This is a genomic window from Pseudomonas putida (assembly GCF_005080685.1).
GTDB classification, from domain to species: domain Bacteria; phylum Pseudomonadota; class Gammaproteobacteria; order Pseudomonadales; family Pseudomonadaceae; genus Aquipseudomonas; species Aquipseudomonas putida_V.
Genome location: NZ_CP039371.1, coordinates 5,678,635 through 5,699,463, shown reverse-complemented (window position 1 = coordinate 5,699,463; position 20,829 = coordinate 5,678,635). Strand labels below are relative to the sequence as shown.

Annotated in this window: 21 protein-coding genes and 1 tRNA gene; 15 read left to right on the top strand and 7 right to left on the bottom strand. The window is 64.2% G+C overall.

Annotation, left to right across the window (positions count from 1 at the left end):
• Window positions 1-59: 59 nt before the first annotated feature.
• On the top strand, window positions 60-641 hold the full coding sequence (locus tag E6B08_RS26510; RefSeq protein ID WP_192938595.1) for a D-Ala-D-Ala carboxypeptidase family metallohydrolase: 582 nt from the start codon (window positions 60-62) through the stop codon (window positions 639-641).
• A gap of 56 nt (window positions 642-697) precedes the next feature.
• Here E6B08_RS26510 and E6B08_RS26505 read toward each other — a convergent pair.
• Both E6B08_RS26505 and E6B08_RS26500 read right to left on the bottom strand, forming a co-directional pair.
• Window positions 698-774, bottom strand: a tRNA-Met gene (locus tag E6B08_RS26505).
• Window positions 775-869: 95 nt separating this feature from the next.
• Complete coding sequence (locus E6B08_RS26500; protein WP_136917496.1) at window positions 870-1,796, bottom strand: FecR family protein; 927 nt, start codon at window positions 1,794-1,796, stop codon at window positions 870-872.
• Between the two features lie 189 nt (window positions 1,797-1,985).
• On the opposite strand from E6B08_RS26500, the gene E6B08_RS26495 reads away from it, so the two are divergent.
• The 3 genes from E6B08_RS26495 to E6B08_RS26490 all read left to right on the top strand — a co-directional run bounded on the left by E6B08_RS26495 (window position 1,986) and on the right by E6B08_RS26490 (window position 4,724).
• Window positions 1,986-3,200: an MFS transporter gene (locus E6B08_RS26495; RefSeq protein WP_136916679.1), complete on the top strand. Its 1,215-nt coding sequence runs from the start codon at window positions 1,986-1,988 to the stop codon at window positions 3,198-3,200.
• Window positions 3,201-3,335: 135 nt separating this feature from the next.
• Window positions 3,336-3,479 carry a hypothetical protein gene (locus tag E6B08_RS30910; RefSeq protein WP_192938594.1) on the top strand — a complete coding sequence of 48 codons (144 nt, stop codon included), beginning with the start codon at window positions 3,336-3,338 and terminating at the stop codon, window positions 3,477-3,479.
• An 84-nt stretch (window positions 3,480-3,563) separates the two neighbouring features.
• Window positions 3,564-4,724, top strand: a complete 1,161-nt coding sequence (locus E6B08_RS26490) for an MFS transporter (RefSeq protein ID WP_136916678.1) — start codon at window positions 3,564-3,566, stop codon at window positions 4,722-4,724.
• Between the two features lie 190 nt (window positions 4,725-4,914).
• Here E6B08_RS26490 and E6B08_RS26485 read toward each other — a convergent pair whose 3' ends face one another.
• Both E6B08_RS26485 and E6B08_RS26480 read right to left on the bottom strand, forming a co-directional pair.
• Complete coding sequence (locus E6B08_RS26485) at window positions 4,915-5,871, bottom strand: FecR domain-containing protein (protein ID WP_136916677.1); 957 nt, start codon at window positions 5,869-5,871, stop codon at window positions 4,915-4,917.
• Window positions 5,858-6,373, bottom strand: coding sequence for a sigma-70 family RNA polymerase sigma factor (locus E6B08_RS26480; RefSeq protein ID WP_136916676.1), 516 nt, complete (start codon window positions 6,371-6,373; stop codon window positions 5,858-5,860). Before E6B08_RS26480 ends, E6B08_RS26485 begins: the two co-directional genes overlap by 14 nt.
• Window positions 6,374-6,546: 173 nt before the next feature.
• On the opposite strand from E6B08_RS26480, the gene E6B08_RS26475 reads away from it, so the two are divergent.
• The 7 genes from E6B08_RS26475 to E6B08_RS26445 all read left to right on the top strand — a co-directional run bounded on the left by E6B08_RS26475 (window position 6,547) and on the right by E6B08_RS26445 (window position 13,176).
• Complete coding sequence (locus tag E6B08_RS26475) at window positions 6,547-7,173, top strand: DNA-3-methyladenine glycosylase family protein (RefSeq protein ID WP_136916675.1); 627 nt, start codon at window positions 6,547-6,549, stop codon at window positions 7,171-7,173.
• Between the two features lie 147 nt (window positions 7,174-7,320).
• A complete protein-coding gene (gene ada, locus E6B08_RS26470; RefSeq protein WP_136917495.1) occupies window positions 7,321-8,373 on the top strand; it encodes a bifunctional DNA-binding transcriptional regulator/O6-methylguanine-DNA methyltransferase Ada in 1,053 nt (350 codons plus the stop codon).
• Between the two features lie 56 nt (window positions 8,374-8,429).
• Window positions 8,430-10,832, top strand: coding sequence for a DUF3772 domain-containing protein (locus E6B08_RS26465; protein WP_136916674.1), 2,403 nt, complete (start codon window positions 8,430-8,432; stop codon window positions 10,830-10,832).
• A gap of 667 nt (window positions 10,833-11,499) precedes the next feature.
• On the top strand, window positions 11,500-11,781 hold the full coding sequence (locus tag E6B08_RS26460) for a hypothetical protein (RefSeq protein ID WP_136916673.1): 282 nt from the start codon (window positions 11,500-11,502) through the stop codon (window positions 11,779-11,781).
• Window positions 11,782-11,931: 150 nt separating this feature from the next.
• Window positions 11,932-12,183 (top strand): DUF3077 domain-containing protein, encoded by a 252-nt coding sequence (locus E6B08_RS26455; RefSeq protein ID WP_136916672.1) that lies wholly within the window; start codon window positions 11,932-11,934, stop codon window positions 12,181-12,183.
• Between the two features lie 223 nt (window positions 12,184-12,406).
• Window positions 12,407-12,697 carry a DUF1778 domain-containing protein gene (locus tag E6B08_RS26450; RefSeq protein WP_136916671.1) on the top strand — a complete coding sequence of 97 codons (291 nt, stop codon included), beginning with the start codon at window positions 12,407-12,409 and terminating at the stop codon, window positions 12,695-12,697.
• A complete protein-coding gene (locus E6B08_RS26445) occupies window positions 12,655-13,176 on the top strand; it encodes a GNAT family N-acetyltransferase (RefSeq protein ID WP_136916670.1) in 522 nt (173 codons plus the stop codon). The genes E6B08_RS26450 and E6B08_RS26445 overlap by 43 nt, the downstream gene beginning before the upstream one ends.
• 117 nt (window positions 13,177-13,293) lie before the next feature.
• Here E6B08_RS26445 and E6B08_RS26440 read toward each other — a convergent pair whose 3' ends face one another.
• The 3 genes from E6B08_RS26440 to E6B08_RS26430 form a co-directional block, all read right to left on the bottom strand.
• Window positions 13,294-14,724 (bottom strand): aldehyde dehydrogenase family protein, encoded by a 1,431-nt coding sequence (locus E6B08_RS26440; protein WP_136916669.1) that lies wholly within the window; start codon window positions 14,722-14,724, stop codon window positions 13,294-13,296.
• Between the two features lie 13 nt (window positions 14,725-14,737).
• Complete coding sequence (locus E6B08_RS26435; RefSeq protein ID WP_136916668.1) at window positions 14,738-16,237, bottom strand: purine-cytosine permease family protein; 1,500 nt, start codon at window positions 16,235-16,237, stop codon at window positions 14,738-14,740.
• Between the two features lie 89 nt (window positions 16,238-16,326).
• On the bottom strand, window positions 16,327-16,716 hold the full coding sequence (locus E6B08_RS26430) for a YybH family protein (RefSeq protein WP_136916667.1): 390 nt from the start codon (window positions 16,714-16,716) through the stop codon (window positions 16,327-16,329).
• A gap of 203 nt (window positions 16,717-16,919) precedes the next feature.
• Between E6B08_RS26430 and E6B08_RS26425 the strand changes: the two genes are divergently transcribed.
• The 4 genes from E6B08_RS26425 (at window position 16,920) to E6B08_RS26410 (ending at window position 20,803) form a co-directional block, all read left to right on the top strand.
• Window positions 16,920-17,921 (top strand): Fic family protein, encoded by a 1,002-nt coding sequence (locus tag E6B08_RS26425; RefSeq protein ID WP_136916666.1) that lies wholly within the window; start codon window positions 16,920-16,922, stop codon window positions 17,919-17,921.
• Window positions 17,922-18,021: 100 nt separating this feature from the next.
• A complete protein-coding gene (ycaC, locus tag E6B08_RS26420) occupies window positions 18,022-18,642 on the top strand; it encodes an isochorismate family cysteine hydrolase YcaC (protein WP_136916665.1) in 621 nt (206 codons plus the stop codon).
• A gap of 109 nt (window positions 18,643-18,751) precedes the next feature.
• Window positions 18,752-19,573 carry a polyphosphate kinase 2 gene (gene ppk2, locus E6B08_RS26415; RefSeq protein WP_136916664.1) on the top strand — a complete coding sequence of 274 codons (822 nt, stop codon included), beginning with the start codon at window positions 18,752-18,754 and terminating at the stop codon, window positions 19,571-19,573.
• Window positions 19,574-19,609: 36 nt separating this feature from the next.
• On the top strand, window positions 19,610-20,803 hold the full coding sequence (locus tag E6B08_RS26410) for a monovalent cation:proton antiporter-2 (CPA2) family protein (protein ID WP_136916663.1): 1,194 nt from the start codon (window positions 19,610-19,612) through the stop codon (window positions 20,801-20,803).
• Window positions 20,804-20,829 lie beyond the last annotated feature (26 nt).

Genomic DNA, 20,829 nt, shown 5'->3' with positions numbered 1-20,829 from the left:
CTGCTTGTCAGTGCCCGCGTGTCTGACGCGAGCGTGCCCGATTGGTCAGGGGAGGGGCGATGCGCAGGATGGTGCTGGCGGCGATGATCTTGGCGGGGTTGGCTCAGGCCGATGAACGCGACCTGTGGATGTTCGCCCAATGGGCAGGAGACCACCAGACCCGGCCCTTTCGCGAGATGCTGGTGGATGCCCGGCTTTACGGGGTGGTGCCGATCCACCAGCTGCTGCGTTCGGCTTCCGACTGGAAGCAATGCCACGCTTCGCCGTTCGCGGTGCCGCCAGCCGGCAACTGGGCGGCGGTGCGCTCCACCCTGGCGCTGATCCATACCCTCGACCAGCAAGGCATCCTGCGCCAGTTCGAGGTGGTGTCTGCCTACCGCGATCGGCAATTGAACCGCTGCGCCGGTGGCGCCGTGGCCAGCGCCCATACCCGAGCGTTCGCCGTCGATCTCCTGCTGCCTGCCTGGTCCGACCCCAATCCGCTGTGCCGCTTTTGGCAGCAGCACGGCCAGGCCTGGAACATGGGCCTGGGGCGCTATCCCAGTGGGCGCATTCATATCGATACCGCCGGCTACCGGACCTGGGGCGGGGACGGCAGTGCCGGGTCGTCGTTCTGCGTGAAACCGATGCCTGCCAGCTAATGTTTTCTGCAGACAAAGAAAAAGGGCTTACCTTGCGGTAAGCCCTTTGACTTGTTTGGTGGCTACACAGGGACTTGAACCCCGGACCCCAGCATTATGAATGCTATGCTCTAACCAACTGAGCTATGTAGCCGATGGCGCGCATTATTCTCTTGCGGCGTACCGCTGTCAACACTCATTTGAAAAAAAATTTGCACGCTTTCAAAAACTTAGCCGTCAGCGGGCGCTTCAGCGCACGATCAGCCACTGGCCGAGCACGCTGTACAACTGCAACTGCTGCTCGGCGGCCAGCTTGGCCAAGGTTTCATCGCTGCGGTCGAGGTTGAAGGTTGCCGTCACACGCCGATAAGCGGCCTGCTCATTCCACAGCGTCAGGCGCTGGCCTCGATGAGCAGCCAGGCGCTCCAGGGCCTCGGCCAGGGGCATGTCCTTGGCGTGCAGATAACCGGTGCGCCAGGCCGTTGCGACCGTGCCATCGGCTTTTTGCACGGCGTCGATCCGTGCGTCGTCGAAGGTGACCCGTTCACCACTGGACACCATGCGCTGGTCGCCGCCCTGGATGACCATGGCCTTGCCGCTCAATACCGTCAGCTCGTTGTGGTCCGCCCGGCGGGCGAGCGTCAGCCGGGTGCCGAGCACCTGGATCCGCGCATCGGCGATTTCGATTTCCATGGCCCGGCCATCGAGCATCACCTCAAGGTCGACCTGGCCCTGCACCAGGTGCAGCAGGCGGGTACGCCCGCGCAGGTCGACGTTGACGGCGCTGGCGCTGTCCAGGTGCAGGGTGGAACCATCGCTCAGGCGCACGCTGCGCCGTTCACCGACATCGGTGTGCAGCTCGCTGCCCAGGCGCTGCATCAATGGCCAGTACAAGTAGGCCAATGCGCCGAGCACCAGCAGGAACAGCAGCGCCAGGCATTTGCCCAGGCGGCTGCGACGCGCCTTGATCGGTTGCGGGCGAGGGCGGGCCGGCGTTGCTGGCTGCAGTTGCTGCCAGCAGGCCTCGAGTTCGGCGTAGGCGTGAGCGTTGAGCGGGTCCTGGCACCAGACGGCGAACGCCTGGCGCGTCTGCGCGTCGCAACCCGGCTGGCGCAAAAGCGAAAACCAGCGCAGCGCCTCCTGCTGAGGGTCGGGTTGTGGCTGCGCGGCGGACATAGGGCTCATGGCGGCTGCTCGCTGAAGGTGGGCGTTTCGCCCAGCGATAACGGGGTGACAGGTTGAGGATGCTAAATATATTGAGAACCATTTACAAGTATGTAGGTGCCGGGTGGCAAATAAGGGTAGCTATGTATCTATTTGTTTCCCGATAATCGGATCCCAACCTGCGGACGGAGATCCAGGCCAATGGCCATCAGTAGCGCCTCCTCGGCTTCCACCAACGGTACGGCGAGCCAAGCCAACCCGCTGGTGATGCGCATCATCACCTTCTGCGCCCTGGCGCATCTGACCAACGACCTGATCCAGTCGGTGCTGCCGGCGATCTATCCGATGCTCAAGGCCAGCTATGACCTGAGCTTCGCGCAGATCGGCCTGATTACCCTGACCTTCCAGATCACCGCCTCGCTGCTGCAGCCGTGGGTGGGCTTCTTCACCGATCGCCGGCCAACGCCGAACCTGCTGCCGGTCGGCACGTTGTGCACCCTGGTGGGGATCGTGATGCTGGCGTTCGTCGGCAGTTTCCCGATGATCCTGCTGGCCTCGGCGCTGGTGGGCATCGGCTCGTCGACCTTCCACCCGGAAACCTCGCGGATCGCCCGCCTGGCCTCCGGTGGGCGCTTTGGCCTGGCCCAATCGACCTTCCAGGTGGGCGGCAACACCGGCTCGGCCATGGGCCCGCTGTTGGCGGCGGCCATCGTCATCCCGTTCGGCCAGACCCACGTGGCCTGGTTCGGCGTGGTCGGCCTGGCGTTCTTCGGCGTGACCCTGATGCTGCGCCGCTGGTACAAGGAGCACCTCAACCAGGCCAAGGCGCGCAAGGCCGTGCAGGCCACCCATGGCATCTCTCGCGGGCGGGTGATTGCGGCGTTGATCGTGCTCGGCCTGCTGGTGTTCTCCAAGTACTTCTACATGGCCAGCTTCACCAGCTACTTCACTTTCTACCTGATCGAGAAGTTCGGCGTTTCCGTGGCCAGTTCACAGCTGCACCTGTTCCTGTTCCTCGGCGCGGTGGCGGCCGGTACCTTCTTCGGTGGGCCGATCGGCGACCGCATCGGGCGCAAGGCGGTGATCTGGTTCTCGATCCTGGGGGTGGCGCCGTTCACCCTGGCACTGCCCTATGCCGACCTGTTCTGGACCACCGTGCTCAGCGTGGTGATCGGCTTCATCCTGGCCTCGGCGTTCTCGGCCATCGTGGTGTATGCCCAGGAACTGGTGCCGGGTAGCGTGGGTATGATCGCCGGGATTTTCTTTGGCCTGATGTTCGGCTTTGGCGGCATTGGCGCAGCACTGCTGGGGTACCTGGCCGACCTGCGCGGGATCGAGTACGTGTATGGGTTGTGCTCGTTCCTGCCGTTGTTCGGATTGCTCGCGGTGTTCCTGCCTAACACGGGTAAACGGTGATATCGCCGGGGCTGCTTTGCAGCCCATTCGCGGGCAGGCCCGCTCCTGCAGGGCCGGTGCGGCGATTGACGATCTGCCCTGCGTTCGCCTAGAGTGCCGGCCTCTTTCCCATACTCCGCGTAGTCAAACACCGCAATGCGCCGTAGCCAGCCCCTCGCCCACACCCGCCAACCTGCCCTGCAGGCCATGCGCCGTGCGTGGCCGAGCGACACGGTGCTCAAGCGGCGGCGCAGCGTGCTGTTCGCCTTCACCTTCTCGCCACACCTCGCCCTGAACTGAACCGCGCCCATGCATCGCCTGGCAACCCGGCGTGCACGTGGGCGCCTGCATTAGCGCGTCTTTTCAGTTTGCGAGGAGTGGTACATGAACATGCGTTTGCTGACCGGCCTTCTGTTCGCCGTGTCGGTCGTGGGCTTCAGCCTGGGGGCCAGCCTGCCGCTGGTGTCGTTGCGTCTGCACGAGGCGGGGGCCGGCACCCTGGAAATCGGCATCATCTCGGCCATTCCGGCAGCGGGGATGATGCTCTCGGCGTTCATGGTCGATGCCTGTTGCCGGCACCTGACCCGGCGCACCATCTACCTGTTGTGCTTCAGCCTGTGCACGGTGAGCATCGCCCTGCTCGAATCGGCCTTCGAGTCGCTGTGGCTGTTGGCTGCGCTGCGCCTGGGGTTGGGCATCGGCATGGGCATTGCGATCATCCTCGGCGAATCCTGGGTCAACGAACTCTGCCCGGACCACAACCGCGGCAAGATCATGGCCCTGTACGCCACCAGCTTCACCGGCTTTCAGGTACTGGGCCCGGCACTGCTGGCGCTGCTCGGCGCCGACAGCCCGTGGATCATCGGTGTGGTCACCCTCGGCTACGGCCTGGCGCTGCTGTGCATCCTGCTGACGGTGCCCAACGACACTGTCGAGCATGGCGAGGAAGGCGAGAAGAGCTTCGGCCTGGCGGGTTTCTTCCGTGTCGCCCCGGCGTTGTGCGTGGCGGTGCTGTTCTTCTCGTTCTTCGATGCCGTGGTGTTGTCGCTGTTGCCGGTGTATGCCAGCAGCCATGGCTTCGCCGTGGGCGTGGCGGCGCTGATGGTGACGGTGGTATTCGCCGGCGACATGGTGTTCCAGCTGCCGCTGGGCTGGCTGGCCGACCGCGTCGAGCGTACCGGGCTGCATTTGGTGTGCGGTCTGGTGGCGATGGCCATCGGCATCGCCTTGCCCTGGTTGCTGGACATGACCTGGCTGCTGTGGCCGATGCTGGTGTTGCTGGGGGCGGTGGCGGGGGCCATCTATACCTTGGCGCTGGTGCTGATCGGTCAGCGTTTCAAGGGCAAGGACCTGGTCACGGCGAATGCCAGCGTGGGCCTGCTGTGGGGCGTGGGTAGCCTGATCGGGCCATTGCTCAGTGGCGCGGCGATGGACGTCGCGCCGCATGGGCTGCCGATGGCGCTTGCGTTGATGGCGGGGTTGTTCGTGTGTGTTGCGCGCCAGTCGTATCGGCGGGTGGGGCGGATGCGAGCGGTGGTGGACTGAGGCGTTTGCAGGGCCTTTACCGGCCTCTTCGCGGGCAAGCCCGCTCCTACAGGGATCTTCACAGTACTTGTAGCGGGTTTATCCGCGAAGAGGCCACCTGGATCAGAAACTCGCGCGCAAGGTCATCGACAGGTTACGTGGAATCACCAGCAAGCTGTTGTCGCCTTGCCCGTTGTACCTGCAGGTTGTGTCAAGCCGCGCCGAGGCTGACCCAATAACGCGTGCGGTAATCGACACGTACTGGCAGGCCGCGTGCCAGCAGTTGCAGAATCTGTTCGGTATCGCCCAGCTGATAGGTGCCGGACACCTTCAACCCGGCGACCTCCGGTGCGCAGCGCAGCACGCCGGGGCGGTAGCGGGAAAGCTCGCTGACGAACTCGGCCAGCGGCATCTGCTGCACGCTGAGCACGCCATCGGTCCAGCCCCAGGGGTCGCCATGCAGGCCCGTCAGCGGGTAGGCGTCGCCTGTCGACACCTGCAGTACCTCACCCGCGCGCACCTGGCGTGGGGAGGGGGAGTGGGGGAACAGCGTGACTTCGCCGCGGCGCACGGCCAACAGCAGGCCTCGGTCGTTTTCGCGCAGCAGCAACAGGCCGTTGCGGGTACCCAGGTCGCCGAAGCGGGTGTTGATCTGGAACGGGCGGTTGTCGCCGGCGTTGCTGTCCAGGCTGACCTCGCCGCGCAGCAGGGTCAGTTCGCGCGCCTCGACGCTGTAACGCAGGTCGATGGCGCTGGCGGTGTTGAGCTGGATGCGGCTGCCGTCGATGCCTTGCAGTTGGCGGCGTTCGCCTGTGCCGGTGCTGGTGTCGGCCAGCAGCGCCGGCAGGCCCAATGGTTCGCGGGCGGCCCAACCGAGGCTGCCGCCTACCGCCAGCACTGCCAGCAGCTTGAGGTGGTCACGCCGGCTGACGCGCTGGCGCTGGCTGCCATCGAGGGTTCGCCGGGTCAGTTCGCTGGGTAGCCCGGCCAGCTCGTCGCTGAGGTTGCTGACCCGTTGCCAGGCCTGGGCGTTGTGCGGGTGAGCGGCCAGCCATTGCTGGAATCGCTGCACGGTTCGCGGGCTCGGATCGTCGAAGCGCAGCTTCACCAGCCATTCGATGGCCTGGTCGACCTGGGCTTGAGCGGGGTTGTGCTCAGTGTTCGGCATAGCGCATTCGGTAGCAGACGGCCAGGGCGCGGGCCAGGTCGCGCTCGATGGTGGCCCGGGAGACGTCCAGGCGCAGTGCGATCTGCGCGATGCTCAGGCCATCGAGTTGCGCCAGCAGGAATGCCTGGCGCGCGCGCGGCTTGAGCTGGTGCAGGGCACGGTCGAGACGCCCGAGGGTGTCGAGAATGACCAGCCGGTGTTCCTCGCTGGGCACTTCGCCTTCCGGTACATGGGCCAGGCTTTCCTGGTAGGCGCGCTCCAGCGCGCGGCGGCGGAACTGGTCGATCATCAAGCCACGGGCAATGCTGCTGAGGTAGGCGCGCGGCTCCTTCAAGGGCGACACCTGGCGGGCGCGCAGCAGGCGCACGAAAGTATCCTGGGCCAGGTCCGCGGCATGTTCGTGGCAACCGACGCGGCTGCGCAGCCAGCCACGCAGCCAGGCGTGGTGGGAACGATAGAGCAGGGCGACCTCGGTTGGCTTGAGCGTGTCGTTGATCTGCATCGTATCGAAAGCCTGGCCCGGTGAGCATATGTGACTGTGAATAGTTCTCAATTCTATGCGCGGATGCCGGCCCGGGGCAATGGCATACCAGGAATTAGCCGCGCAAGAACCGGCGTTTCGCCGCCTCGGTGCTGGGCTAAGATGAGTCGGGTCCGAACCTACAGGAGGCTTTCATGACTCCCGCTGACCCAGCGCCTGACGCTCACCGCGCGGCCATCGACTACCTGGCGACGCTGGACGCCGACTGGGCGCGGCATATCGCTGCGGTCGGGCCGTGCCTGCACCAGGCCAAGCCCGCGCAGGAGCCGTACGAGGCGCTGGTGCGGGCGATCGCCTACCAGCAATTGCATGGGCGTGCCGCCGAGGCGATCCTGGGGCGTATGCTGGCGTTGTTTCCCGACGTGGCGTTTCCGCAGCCAGAGCGGTTGCTGGCGGTGAGTCCCGAGACACTGCGCGCCTGTGGTTTTTCGGCGACCAAGCTGGCGACCATCCGGGGCATCGCCCAAGCGCGCCTGGACGGCCTGGTGCCCAGCCGGGCAGAGGCATTGATGTTGGACGACGAAGCGTTGATCGAGCGATTGGTCACCTTGCGTGGGGTAGGGCGGTGGACCGTGGAGATGCTGCTGATCTACTGCCTGGAGCGGCTGGACGTGCTGCCTGTCGACGATTTCGGCGTGCGCGCCGGGTATCGCCGGCTCAAAGGGCTGGAAAAACCGCCGACGCCGGCGCAATTGCGGGCCCTGGGGATGGCCTGGAGCCCGTTTCGGACGGTGGCGGCCTGGTACCTGTGGCGGGCCTGATGAAGGTTCAGTGGCAGGGCCGGCCTCTTCGCGGGTGAACCCGCTCCTACAGATGCAGCGCAGTTCTCAGGATCACACTATCCCTGTAGGAGCGGGTTTACCCGCGAAGAGGCCGGCACAGACGAAGCAAACATGAGAACCTCCCAGATGATGCCCTACACCACCGACACCCAACGCTGGCAAGCCGTGCAAGCCCGTGACACCGCCGCCGTCGGTCAATTCGTCTACGCCGTGCGCACCACCGGCGTGTACTGCCACCCAGGCTGCAAATCACGCATGGCCAAACGCGAAAACGTCGAGTTCTTCGACACCCCGGCCAACGCCGAAGCCGCAGGCTACCGCGCCTGCCGCCGCTGCCAGGCCAGGCCGGCCGACACTCGCCGCAGCGTGCTGATCACCCAAGCCTGCCGCCTGCTCGAAAGCCACGACAACCCGCCCAGCCTCGACCAGCTCGGCGCCCAGCTGGGGATCAGCCCCTTCCATCTGCATCGCTTGTTCAAGGCCGAGACCGGCCTCACCCCCAAGGCCTACGCCTCGGCCTTCCGCGCCCGGCGGCTGCGCGAGCGGCTGGGCGAAGGGCAGGGCTCGGTCACCGAGGCCATCTACGACGCAGGCTACAACTCAAACAGCCGATTCTATGCCAGCGCCGACCAACGTCTGGGCATGCAGCCGCGGGATTACCGGGCTGGCGGTGCTGGCGCGACCATCCATTTCGCCCTCGGTCAGTGCTCGCTGGGGGCGATCCTGGTGGCGCAAAGTGCCAAGGGCATCTGTGCGATCCTGCTCGGCGATGACCCACAAGCACTGCTCGAGCAGTTGCAGGATCAGTTCCCCAAGGCCGACCTGATCGGTGGCGATGCCGCCTACGAGCGCCTGGTCGCGCAAGTCGTGGGTTTCGTCGAAGCCCCGGCGCTGGGCCTGGACCTGCCCCTGGACGTGCAGGGCACGGCGTTCCAGGAGCGGGTTTGGCAGGCCCTGCGTGAGGTGCCCGTGGGCAGCCGGGTCAGCTACAGCGACATCGCCGAGCGCATTGGCGCGCCGCGTGCCGTGCGTGCGGTGGCCCTGGCCTGCGGGGCCAACCGCATCGCCGTGGCCATCCCCTGCCACCGGGTGGTGCGCCGCGATGGCGAGATCAGCGGCTATCGCTGGGGTGTGGAACGCAAGCGGCAACTGTTGGCGCGAGAAACGGCACTCTCCTGATTGCCTGAAGCCGCGTAGAATCTGCCGCCAAATCGAGATGTAAAGAGGAACATTCGATGAGGCGTGTCAGCCTTGCCCGTTTTTACCTAGGCGTATTGGCCATGATGCTGGCGCTGGCCAGCCCGGCCTGGTCGGCACCGGCCACGCCGCTGTCCAACCTGAGCGTGGCTGAATTGCCAGTGCTGGATGAGAATGCCAGCCTCGAGCAGCTCAGCGATCGTCTCGACCAGATCCGCCAGGGCGTCACCAGCGATGCCAACGACGACTTGCTGGCCCAGTTGCGCCTGGCCGCCATCCAGGTCCAGCGCCAGGCCGATGTACTCAGTGCGCAACGAACCGCCGACGTCGACAAGCTCGACGACAAGCTCAAGGTGCTGGGCCCGGTGCAACCGGACGAAGCCGAGGCCCTGACCCAGCAGCGTAAACAGCTCGATGCCGAGAAGAAGGCGCTGGTGGCCCAGCAGGACCAGGCGACCAAGCTGACCCAGTCGGCACGCGACCTGTCGACCCAGATCGTCAACCTGCGCCGTAGCCAGTTCAACTCCCAGGTCACCAGCCGCGCCGCCTCGCCACTGAGCCCGGCGTTCTGGCAGAGCATCATCCGCCCGACCCAGGATGACGTGGCGCGCCTGCGCGACTTGCGGGGCGAGGCCGCCGATGCCATCGCCAGTGCGTTCGATGCCGACCACCGCTGGCTGTTCATCACCAGCCTGGTCGCCGCGATCCTGGTATGGACCGTGGTGCGCGGCCTGATCGAGCGCTTGCTGGCGCATGCCATGGTGCGCTGGTTCCCGGAGGGGCGGCTGCGCCGCAGCGCCCTGGCCGTGGGCGTGAGCCTGGCGACCCTGGGCACCATTGCAGGCTCGGTATCGCTGCTGCGCTGGGGGCTGGAGAGCAGCGCCGAGCTGGGGACGGACATCGCCAGCGTCACCAACCATGTGCTGACCCTGGTGGTGTTCAGTGCGTTCATCACCGGCCTTGGCCGTGCCATGCTGATGTTGCAGCGGCCCTCCTGGCGGCTGCCGCCGATCCACGACGAAGTGGCCAGTGCGCTGGGCTGGTTCCCCAAGCTGCTGGCCCTGGCATTGATGGTCATGGTGACCATGGAACGCATCAACAGCGTGATCGGGGCCAGCCTGGCGCTGACCCTCGCGGTCAATGGCCTGACCGCCCTGGTGGTGGCGGTGATCTTCGCCACGGCCCTGGCCCGCTATCGCCGCACCTTGCGCAAGCATGACCTGGAGCGCCCCACGGGCCTTGCCGGGTTGATTCCCTTCGTGATGGTGCTTTGGCTGGCTGCGATCCTGTTGGCGCTGCTGGCCGGCTACCTGACCCTGGCCTATTACCTGACTGCCAAGCTGCTGTGGGTGAGCCTGGTCATCACCTGCGCCTACCTTTTGACCACCTTCCTCGGCGACCTGTGCGAGACGTTGCTGTCGCCGCGCCAACCCGGCGGCTTGGCCCTGGCCGCATCGCTCGGCCTGGCGCCACGGCACCAGGCCCAGGCCAGTACCATCCTGGCCGGGATCGGTCGTACGGTCTTGCTGTTCCTCGCCCTGTTGCTGGCGCTGATGCCCTCGGGCACCAGCCCCGCCGAGCTGCTGGCGAGCCTGGGCGATTGGGACGGCACCGGTGGCAAGGTGCTGGGCAACCTGAACATCGTGCCCCAGGACATCCTGGTCGCGTTGCTGATGTTTTTCGCCGGGCTGTTCGGCATTCGCGTGGTCAAGCGCTGGTTGAGCGAGCGCCTGCTGCCGGAAACCGACATGGATGCCGGCATGCGTGCCTCGCTGGTGACCCTGGTGGGCTACCTGGGCTTCATCTTCCTGGCCATGCTGGTGATGTCGACCCTGCACATCAACCTGACCAGCCTGACCTGGGTGGTCAGTGCGTTGTCGGTCGGTATCGGTTTCGGTTTGCAGCAGATCGTGCAGAACTTCATTTCTGGCCTGATCCTGCTCACCGAGCGGCCGGTCAAGGTGGGCGACTGGGTGAGCCTGGCCGGGGTGGAAGGCGACATTCGCCGGATCAACGTGCGCGCCACCGAGATCCAGATGTCTGATCGTTCGACGGTGATCGTGCCCAACTCGCAGTTCATCTCGCAGAACGTGCGCAACGTGACCATGGGTAATGCGCTGGGTGTGGTCGGTATTACCTTGACCTTGCCGTTGGAGACCGATGCCAACCGCGTGCGCGAGTTGCTGCTGGCGGCCTATCGTGAGCATGAAGGGATTCTCGATGCGCCGGCGTGTTCGGTGACGTTCAAGGACCTGACCGCCAGTGGCATGGTGATCAGTGTCAGTGGCTATGTGGCGGGGCCTCGGCAGGTGTCGGGGGCGCGTAGCGATCTGTTGTTCACCATCCTGGGGCGGTTGCGGGACGAGGGTATTGCCTTGTCTTCGCCGCAGAGCATGGTGTTGCTGCAGGATGGTGGGCGGTCGGGGGAAGAGCCGGTTTAGCGGGGGGGCGCGGGGTGTGCGCTTGAGATGTGCAGCGCGGCGGAAATCGAGCGCCGCCCGCGCGGCGCTTCGCGGGGCAAGCCCGCTCCCACATCTGTTTCGGGCCAATTATGTCCGATAGGCCATGGTTGTCAGCCTGGTGGGCCCGGCGCGATATCTGTGTTGGCGCAGGGCGCACCCCGATCTTCCGTGGTGCCCCCAAAGGCGAACAACCATGGCCTGACAGACAGTGGCACGTTGCAACAAACTGTGGGAGCGGGCTTGCCCCGCGAAGCGCCGCGCGGGCGGCGCTCGATTTCCGCGCCACTACAAAACCCCAGACGAGCCCCCCGCAAGCAACACAGTCCATATCCCACGCTGCTTTCAGATGCGTCCTACCCATCCGTACTGGCGGTCCCGCGCCCAGCGAAATACCCTACGAGTCGCGTCGACACGCGTCTGATTGTCCCGGAAATCCTGGCCCCCTAGGCTGTCCGCGTCGCTGATGTTCAGCGATCGGGTGTGGAAACCCGGACAATCATCAAGTACTTGCCGTAATGGCATCTGTGCGCGGGAGGCCGTGAGGCCTGCCGGGGTTCCTTGATGACCGGTTTTCCACCCCGCGTACAGTTGCCGCCCTTCGTGTGGAAACGGCGGTGGCAACTCCTGAAATCTTCAAGGAATTGCTATGAAAACAATCGTCCCCGACCCACCGCATTTCTACCAGATCCCCGACGGTAGCACTCTCAGCAATGCCATCATCGAGCGCCATGTGCCGTTGAACCATGTGGTGATGAACGTCACCCATTACCTGATGATCGCCTATAACCGATGCCGCTATGCCGTCGACAGCATCGAAGATGAAGCCATGCGCGAATCGGTCGAGAACGGCCTGCGCGCCATGCAGATTGCCTGGGCTCAGGCGGATGCCTTGTTGTTGGCATTGGAGCGCAAACCAAGCCTGCATTGATAGCGGCCTAACCGGCCTCTTCGCGGGTAAACCCGCTCCTACAGATACAGCGCCAACTTCAAACTCGGCGCTGTACCTGTAGGAGCGGGTTTACCCGCGAACACCGGCCCCGCCGGTGCCATCCCCCACCGAATTCAGGAAACCGCCCCCATGGACACAACCGACCCCACCCGCACCACCACCGCCGGCATCGAAACCTTCGACCTGTTCCGCCTGCAACCCGGCATCCCCTTCGACCACGCCTTCAGCCAACTCTCGATCCTGCTCGGCTGCATCCGCCACCTCACCACCGAAGCCGAAATGGAAAACGACCGCAAGGCCGGCAGCGCAGCGCGCATCCTCAGTGAGATGGCCAAGGCGCTGATCGACGACATCGAGTTGGGGCTGAACAAGACCCACTAACCTCTGTGGGAGCGGCTTTGCGTCAAGAAGGACCCTTTGAGACGCTCATATTCCCTTTGTATAGGACATTTTTTCGAGCAACTGCTTCTGATCCCCCAATCCTGACCGCCTGTAACGCAAATGGATTTACGTCTATACATTTGCGTTACGATTTTATAGGCTTGGATCAGTCGAGCGAATCGGTCGACCTGGCGGCCCGCGTGGAACGGGCAAGGAGTCATCAATGAGTGAAATGCACATCCGGGATCGCAGCAAGGCGGTTCCATTGAACATGCGAGTCGCCGAATATCGCCGGGATCTGATCGACGCGGCGGTAGAGGTCGTCGGCGGAGATCGCACCAGCTTCGTCTTGGAGGCAGCCTGCAAACGGGCCGAAGAGGTACTGATGGAGCGGCGCTTGTTCCTGCTCGACGAGGAGGCGTTCGATACGTTCACGCAGGCGCTGGAAGACCATCCCATCAGGAGTAACGAATGCGTGAAGAAACTGCTGGCCAGGCCGAAGCGCTGGAGTTGACTGCTCCGCAGGTCCTGAATATTTCCCATGATCTGAAACGGTTCGATTGCGGTGAACCTTCGATCAATAGTTATCTCTGGGAGAAGGCGTTAAAAGCTCAGCAGGCCAAGCATGCCGTGATTTATGTCACCTGCTTCAAGGGCTCGAATAGTGTCGCAGGGTATTACACGCTTTCGAACGGGTCGGTTGCCCGTACGCATGGGGTTTCGGCCAAGCTCAGACGCAATGCACCCGACCCTCTACCGGTGATTGTATTGGGGCGGATGGGGGTGACCCGTAGCGCTGCAGGACAAGGCGTGGCAACGGATCTACTGCAGGATGCGATCGAGCGAGCTTTGGCAGCCTCGGAGGTGGTAGGTTGCGTCGCGATGGTCGTTCATCCCCTGACCGAGCGATTGGAACAGTTCTATGCCAAGTACGCTGGATTCAAGCTTTGCCCTGAACTCTCGCCAAAGACGATGATGATGTCGCTGCAGTAACTCTAATGGTGTTCACTTAAGAATGCCGGGGGCCGCAAAGCGGCCCCAATGCCGGCGATGAGCTTTACCCCTTGGGGTAGTTATCTCCAAGCGGGCTTCATCGATGCACGCTTTGTTTTACCCCAGACACCGCGTCACATGCTTGACCGACTGATACGCCGCCAACCCCCAAGGCCCAAGCTCCCGGCCAATGCCGCTGCCCTTGGTGCCACCCCACGAAGTCTCGACGAACACCGCCTGGATCGAGTTGATCCACACATGCCCGACTTCCAGCGCATCGGCCACCCGTTCGGCACGTGCCAGGTCGGCCGAGCAAACGGTAGCGACCAGCCCGAAGCGGCTGTCGTTGGCCTCGGCGATGGCCTGGGCTTCGCTGGTGAAGCGACGGGCGCACAGCACCGGGCCGAAGATTTCTTCTGTCCACAAGCGGCTCTCGGTCGGCACATCGACATAGAGCGTCGGGCTGACGAACCAGCCGTCGCGCTCCAGCGCCTTGCCACCGGCCAGACAATTCAGGCCTTCCTCGCGGGCGGTGGCGAAGTAGCTGACCACCTTGAGCCACTGCGCCTGGCTGGTCAGCGGGCCCATCTGCACGTCCTCGCTCAGCGGGTTGCCCACCTGCAGCTCTTGCAGCGCTTGCTGCAAACGCGCCAGCAGGGTGTCGGCGATGCCATCCTGCACCAGCAAACGCGAGGTCGCCGAGCACATCTGCCCGGCGTTCCAGGTGATACCCGCGACGATCCACTGCACCGCCTGGTCCACGTCGCAATCGTCGAACACCACGATCGCCGACTTGCCGCCCAATTCCAGGGTCACCGGCCGGCAATAGGCCGCGGCGCTACGCATCACCTGGCTGCCGACACTGTTGCTGCCAGTGAACGACAGTTTGTCCAGGCCCGCATGGTTGCTCAGCGCGGCACCGACTTCGGCCTTGCCGTTGACGATGTTCAACACCCCTGCCGGCAACCCTATGGCATCGGCGATCTGGCCGTAGGCCTGCTCCACCAGCGGGGTGACTTCCGAAGGCTTGAGCACCACGGTGCAACCGGCGGCCAGGGCCGGGGCGATCTTCCAGGCGCTGGTCACCAGCGGGAAATTCCACGGCACGATCAGGCCGACCACGCCCACCGGTTCGAGCCGGGTACGGGCGCTGAAACCTGCAGCGGCCAGGGCCACATCGCGGTCTTGCAAGGGCAACTGTTCGGCCAGGTCGGCGTAGTAGGCGAAGGTCGCCTGGGCATCATCCAGATCAATTTCCGCCTCGTGCCGGGGCTTGCCGTTGTTGCGTATCTGCAGCTCGATCAACGCTTCCCGACGTTGCCCAAGCTGCTGGGCGAACCCGCGCAAGAAGGCGGCACGGGCCGAGGCGTCGACTCGCTTCCAGGCCGGCAGGGCCTGGCGTGCGGCGGCAACGGCCTCATCGACCTGGGTCACGCTGGCTGCCATCAGTTCAGCGAAGGGTTGCCCCAGGGCGGGATCGTTGACGCTGATGCAGTCATTGCCCAGGCCTTCGACCCAACGGCCGGCGATGTAGTGGGAGGTGGTCATGTTCAGTATCCAGTCAGGCCAGGTCGGCAAGGGTCACGGGGGTGTGCTGGGTGCTTTTGCAACGCACCCAGCGGGGGCCGTTGGGGCCGTATACGCCAGCAGGCTCGGGGAACAGGTTGAGCAGTAGCATGTACAGCAGGCCGGCCATGCCGAGGGTCACCGGCAGGCTCAGGTCGATGCCGTCGGCCAGATTCCCCAGTGGGCCGACGAACTGCCCAGGAAGGTTGACGAAGCACAGCCCGATCACTGCGCTGGGGATCCATGCGCCCATGCCGCGCCAGTTCCAGCCGTGCAAGAACCAGTAATGGCCGCCGCGCTGGCCGCGGGTGAACACCTGCAGGTCGTCGGCGTGGTAGAAGCCGCGACGGGTGACCAGGCCGAGGATCATGATCACCATCCACGGGCTGGTGCAGGTGATGATCAGCACGGCGAAGGTCGACACGCTCTGCACCAGGTTGAAGGTGAAGCGGCCGATGAAGATGAAGGCGATGGCCAGCACGCCGATCAGCAGGGTGGCGCCCGCGCGGCTGAGCAAGCGTGGGAACACGCTGGACATGTCCAGGCCCGTGCCGTACAGGGCCGTGGTGCCGGTGGACATGCCGCCGATCACCGCGATCAGGCACACCGGCAGGAAGAACCAGCTCGGCGAAACCGCCAGCAGGCCGCCGACGTAGTTGTTGGCAGCGATGTAGTCCGGCGCCTGGCTGGCCACCAGGGTGGCGGTGCACAGGCCGAACAGGAACGGGATCAGCGTCGCGGCCTGGGCGGCGATCACCGCCAGCATGATGCGTGCCTTGGGCGTGTGCCGCGGGATGTAGCGCGACCAGTCACCGAGGAAGGCGCCGAATGACACCGGGTTGCTCATGGCCAGGATCGCCGCGCCGACGAAGGCTGACCAGAAACCGGCCTGTCCGAGGTTCACGCTGCCGGCGTAGCCCGCGTCGAACGGCCCGGCGAAGGCGACGATACCCAGCAGGAACAGCAGGCTCGAGGCCCACACGGCGATCTTGTTCACCCACAGCATGAAGCGGAAGCCGAAGATGCACACCACCAGTACCAGCACTGCGAACAGGCCATAGGCCAGGCCCAGGGTCAGGTCGGTTTCCGGTAGCCCGGCCAGGCGCTTGGCGCCCCCGACCAAGGCATCGCCCGAACTCCACACCGACAGCGAGAAGAACGCCACGGCGGTCAGCAGCGACAGGAACGAGCCGACGATACGCCCGTGCACGCCGAAGTGGGCGCCCGACGACACGGCGTTGTTGGTGCCGTTCAGTGCGCCGAACAGCCCCATGGGGGCGAGGATCAGCGCGCCCACGCCAACCCCGAGCAGGATCGCCCAGACACCCGCCTGGAACGATAGGCCGAACAGCACCGGGAAACTGCCCAGCACGGCGGTGGCGAAGGTGTTGGCGCCGCCGAAGATCAGGCGGAACAGGTCCAGCGGGGATGCGTCGCGTTGATCGTCGGGGATCTGTTCGACGCCATTGGTCTCGATACCGGTCGAGTGGCTCATGGTGATGCTCCAGCGCGGTTGTTGTAGGCCCGGTGCGCGGGCCCTTTTGTGGGTGCGATGGCAGGGCGGCAAGGCCGCAGGAATTCGAATCAGGCCGCGGTCACGACCGAGAGGTGTTCATGGCACGCCAGCCAGCGTTCGCCGTGGCGACGGAAGACGATGGTCTCGCGTTCTGCCAGCAGGTGCTCTTCCCCGGCGCTGCGGATATGCGTGGCCACGTCGTGCATGAAGATCGCCACGTCGCCTTGCAGGCTGACCTGGGCGTTGCTCGACTGGCAACCGAGCACGGCAAAGCCCTCGGCTTGCCATTGGCCCCACAGTTCTTCATAGGCGCGGCGCGACAGCAGTGGCTGCGGCAAGGTGTGGAAGAGGAAGGTGGCATCTTCGCTGAAACAGGCGAAGTAGCGCGCGGTATCGTTGCTGGCGAAGGCTTCGACCAGGGCGGCGGCGGCCTGGCGTACCTGGAGTGTCTGGTCCACGGGAGTGGCCTCACGGTTATTGTGATTGTGGTCAGGCGATTCTGGTGGGGGGCGGCGGGTGGAAAAATCGCTGGGAGGAAATAATTAGTTCAGGAATTTGTGAACCAATGCTCCGGCTGCCTTTACCCATGGCTATGCAGTGGATAAGGTGACGACAAACGCTGGCGCGCAGCCGCCAGATGGATTGTCAAAGGATGCAAGCAATGAGCAAGTACGAGCCGCCGCTGACGCTAACGCCACGCATGTTGGCCCTGGTCGCAGAGATCAGTGAGCAGGTGGGGCTGTTGACGGCCTATCGGGATGATGCACTGACACCCCAGTTGCGTAGAGGCAACCGTATCAGGACCATCCAAGCTTCGCTCGCCATCGAGAACAACACACTGAGTGTCGAGCAGGTCACGGCATTGCTTGAGGGTAAGAGGGTTCTGGGATTGCCGCGTGAAATCCAGGAAGTCCGAAACGCCTTTGTCACCTACGATGCGATGCCTTCATGGCAGCCGGGCCGTCAAGCGGACTTGCTGGCAGCCCATGCCTTGTTGATGCAGGGGTTGATCGATGATGCCGGGCATTTCCGGCAGGGCGGGGTCGGTATCTATCGAGGCTCGCGATTGCTTCATATGGCGCCCCCCGCCAGTCGAGTGGCCGCTCTGATTCAAGATCTGTTGCATTGGTTATCCCACAGCGAATGGCACCCGCTGATAGTCAGTTGCGTGTTCCATTACGAATTCGAATTCATCCATCCATTCGCCGACGGTAATGGGCGGATGGGAAGGTTGTGGCAGACGCTTCTGCTCAGCCGATGGCGGGGCGTCATGGCATATTTGCCAGTCGAGACTGTCATTCGGGAGCAGCAAGATGCTTACTACGCCGCTCTAGCGAGTGCGGATCGGGCTGGCGAGGCGACGCCTTTTGTCGAGTTCATGTTGAAAGCCCTGCTGCAAGCTCTCGCCGAAGCAGGCTCTACCGATCAAGTGACCGATCAAGTGACCGATCAAGTAACCGATCAAGTAGCGAACTTGCTGAAAGTCCTGCCGGAAGGAAGTGCGTTGAAAGCCAGTGAATTGATGCAGCGGCTTGGGCTATCGCATCGCCCCACCTTCAGCAAGGCTTATCTTAAACCCGCTTTGGCTGCTGGGTTGATAGAAATGACGGAGCCTGGATCCCCACGCAGCCCCTCCCAGCAGTACCGGCGTCGGAGAAAGTAGTTCAGCCCCCACTGGCGCCGTGTCCCGACTGACGGTCTCTCTCACCCCTCATCCTTGCCTACGCTGATACTCCCAACCCTTTTGTTCCCCGGAGCTGCGCATGGCCTTCCAATACAAACGCCTGGACAAGAATGACACCGCCGTCCTGCTGGTCGATCACCAGGCCGGCCTGTTGTCGCTGGTGCGCGACATCGATCCTGATCGTTTCAAGAACAATGTCCTGGCCCTGGCCGACCTGGCCAAGTACTTCAAGCTGCCGACCATTCTCACCACCAGTTTCGAAACCGGCCCCAACGGGCCACTGGTGCCGGAGCTCAAGGCGCTGTTCCCCGACGCGCCCTACGTCGCCCGCCCCGGCAACATCAACGCGTGGGACAACGAAGACTTCGTCAAGGCGGTGAAGGCCACCGGCAAGAAGCAGCTGCTGATCGCCGGGGTGGTCACCGAGGTCTGCGTGGCCTTCCCGGCCCTGTCGGCGCTGGAGGAAGGCTTCGAGGTGTTCGTCGTCACCGATGCCTCCGGTACCTTCAACGAACTGACCCGCGATTCTGCCTGGCGTCGCATGGAAGCTGCCGGCGCGCAACTGATGACCTGGTTCGGCGTGGCCTGCGAACTGCACCGGGACTGGCGCAACGACGTAGAAGGGCTGGCGACGTTGTTCTCCAACCACATTCCCGACTACCGCAACCTGATGACCAGCTACGACAAACTGGCCAAATAACGGCACCGGCAGGGGCGCGCAACGCGCCCCTGCAACTCGGCAACAAGCGAAACGGCAAATCGTCATGGATCGACCATACTGACTCCTCATCACCCCTCGGGAGATCGCCATGGCCAAGTCGTCCAGGAAAAAACAGCCGAAAGAGCAGCCGGAAAAAAAACTGGGCGGCAAAGACTACGAGAAAGCACTCAAGCGCCTGCACGTCGAGCTGGTCAAGCTGCAGGAGTGGGTGGTCGCCAAGGGGCTCAAGGTGTGCATTGTCTTCGAGGGCCGCGATGGGGCCGGCAAGGGCGGCACCATCAAGGCCATCACCGAACGGGTCAGCCCGCGAGTGTTTCGCGTGGTGGCGCTGCCTGCGCCGACCGAGCGGGAAAAGTCGCAAATGTACGTGCAACGTTATCTCGGCCACATGCCTGCCGCAGGCGAGGTGGTGATCTTCGACCGCAGTTGGTACAACCGCGCCGGCGTCGAGCGGGTGATGGGGTTTTGCACCCCCGAGCAGGCCGACAAGTTCCTCACCGTGGTGCCGTTGTTCGAGAAAATGATGGTCGAGTCGGGGATCATCCTCATCAAGTACTGGCTCGAGGTCAGCCCCGAAGAGCAGACCCGCCGCCTGCAGGATCGTATCAACGATGGGCGCAAGCTGTGGAAACTGTCGCCCATGGACCTCAAGTCCTACACCCGCTGGGATGACTACACCCGTGCCCGCGACCAGATGTTCTGTGCCTCGGACTCGTCGTGGGCGCCCTGGTTCATGGCGCACTCCAACGACAAGCGGCGAGCCCGGCTGAACATCATCAGCCATCTGCTGACCCGCGTGCCCTACAAGGACATTACCCGCGAACAGGTGGTCAAGCTGCCCAAGCGCGGCAGAATCGGCAAGTACACGTCCATCGCCTATCCCTTCAAGGTGGTCGACGAGCGTTTCTGACACCTCTCCCTGCAGTGCATGCAAGGGTACGAAGCCATGCCACATGACGGCAGCCTGCTCCAGGCAACGGTGGTTTTCCTTCTAGCCGTGGTACTTCTGGTGCCACTGGCGCAGCGCTTGAAAATGGGCGCGGTCCCCGGATACCTGCTGGCCGGCATCCTGATCGGCCCGTCGGTCCTGGGCCTGCTCGACAATCCGCACAACGTCGCCCGCCTGTCGGAAATGGGCGTGGTGATGCTGTTGTTCGTCATCGGCCTGGAGCTGTCGCCACGGCGGCTGTGGAACATGCGCCGGGCACTGTTCGGCGTCGGTACCTTGCAGGTGGGGCTGACGGCGCTGGTGCTGGGCTTGCTGGCGTACTTCCTGTTCGGCCAGCCCAAACCTGCGGCGATCATCCTTGGCCTGGGGCTGGCGTTGTCTTCCACGGCCTTTGGCCTGCAGGTACTGGCCGAACGCAAGGAACTGGGCAAGCCACCGGGCCGCCTGGCCGTGGCGATCCTGCTGTTCCAGGACATCGCGGCGATTCCGTTGATTGCCGTGGTGCCGTTGCTCGGCGGCAGCGTCAGCAGCGCCGACGAAGGGGCCTGGCCGCTGCTGGCGGTGGCGCTCGGCATCACCGTGCTGATCGTCTTCGGTCGCTACCTGCTGACTCCGGTGTTCAAGTGGACGGTCGGCTCCGGCCTGCCCGAGTTGTCGACGGCGACCGCCTTGCTGGTGGTGCTGGGCACGGCCTGGGTGATGGAGCACGTCGGTGTTTCGATGGCGCTGGGGGCATTTCTCGCCGGCGTGCTGATGGCCGAGTCGCCGTTTCGTCACGAGTTGGAGACCCAGATCGAGCCGATCAAGGGCCTGTTGCTCGGGTTGTTCTTCGTTGGCGTGGGCATGAGCGCCGACCTGCGCCTGCTGTTCGGCATGCCCCTGGCCGTGTTCGGGCTGACGCTGTTGCTGGTGGGCATCAAGTTGCCGCTGCTGGTGGCGTTGGGGCGCCTGGCCGGCGGGCTCAACCGGCCCCAGGCGCTGTGCCTGGGCGTGGTGCTGGCATCTGGCGGTGAGTTCGCCTTCGTGGTGTTCAAGCTGGCACTCGGGCATCAGGTGTTGACCCAGCAGGTGCACGATCTGCTGGTGCTGGCCATCACCCTGTCGATGGCGGTGGTGCCCCTGGTGATGATGGCCCTGGCGCGGCGCCTGCGTGACGATGCGCCGCAACCGGTGGCCGAAACTGAGCATTGAATCGCGCCTGCAGGCGCATTGAACGT

Coding starts and splice junctions, on each gene's coding strand:
- E6B08_RS26510 (WP_192938595.1), top strand. CDS start 60: ATGCGCAGGATGGTGCTGGCGGCGATGATCTTGGCGGGGTTGGCTCAG.
- E6B08_RS26500 (WP_136917496.1), bottom strand. CDS start 1,796: ATGTCCGCCGCGCAGCCACAACCCGACCCTCAGCAGGAGGCGCTGCGC.
- E6B08_RS26495 (WP_136916679.1), top strand. CDS start 1,986: ATGGCCATCAGTAGCGCCTCCTCGGCTTCCACCAACGGTACGGCGAGC.
- E6B08_RS30910 (WP_192938594.1), top strand. CDS start 3,336: ATGCGCCGTAGCCAGCCCCTCGCCCACACCCGCCAACCTGCCCTGCAG.
- E6B08_RS26490 (WP_136916678.1), top strand. CDS start 3,564: ATGAACATGCGTTTGCTGACCGGCCTTCTGTTCGCCGTGTCGGTCGTG.
- E6B08_RS26485 (WP_136916677.1), bottom strand. CDS start 5,871: ATGCCGAACACTGAGCACAACCCCGCTCAAGCCCAGGTCGACCAGGCC.
- E6B08_RS26480 (WP_136916676.1), bottom strand. CDS start 6,373: ATGCAGATCAACGACACGCTCAAGCCAACCGAGGTCGCCCTGCTCTAT.
- E6B08_RS26475 (WP_136916675.1), top strand. CDS start 6,547: ATGACTCCCGCTGACCCAGCGCCTGACGCTCACCGCGCGGCCATCGAC.
- ada (WP_136917495.1), top strand. CDS start 7,321: ATGATGCCCTACACCACCGACACCCAACGCTGGCAAGCCGTGCAAGCC.
- E6B08_RS26465 (WP_136916674.1), top strand. CDS start 8,430: ATGAGGCGTGTCAGCCTTGCCCGTTTTTACCTAGGCGTATTGGCCATG.
- E6B08_RS26460 (WP_136916673.1), top strand. CDS start 11,500: ATGAAAACAATCGTCCCCGACCCACCGCATTTCTACCAGATCCCCGAC.
- E6B08_RS26455 (WP_136916672.1), top strand. CDS start 11,932: ATGGACACAACCGACCCCACCCGCACCACCACCGCCGGCATCGAAACC.
- E6B08_RS26450 (WP_136916671.1), top strand. CDS start 12,407: ATGAGTGAAATGCACATCCGGGATCGCAGCAAGGCGGTTCCATTGAAC.
- E6B08_RS26445 (WP_136916670.1), top strand. CDS start 12,655: ATGCGTGAAGAAACTGCTGGCCAGGCCGAAGCGCTGGAGTTGACTGCT.
- E6B08_RS26440 (WP_136916669.1), bottom strand. CDS start 14,724: ATGACCACCTCCCACTACATCGCCGGCCGTTGGGTCGAAGGCCTGGGC.
- E6B08_RS26435 (WP_136916668.1), bottom strand. CDS start 16,237: ATGAGCCACTCGACCGGTATCGAGACCAATGGCGTCGAACAGATCCCC.
- E6B08_RS26425 (WP_136916666.1), top strand. CDS start 16,920: ATGAGCAAGTACGAGCCGCCGCTGACGCTAACGCCACGCATGTTGGCC.
- ycaC (WP_136916665.1), top strand. CDS start 18,022: ATGGCCTTCCAATACAAACGCCTGGACAAGAATGACACCGCCGTCCTG.
- ppk2 (WP_136916664.1), top strand. CDS start 18,752: ATGGCCAAGTCGTCCAGGAAAAAACAGCCGAAAGAGCAGCCGGAAAAA.
- E6B08_RS26410 (WP_136916663.1), top strand. CDS start 19,610: ATGCCACATGACGGCAGCCTGCTCCAGGCAACGGTGGTTTTCCTTCTA.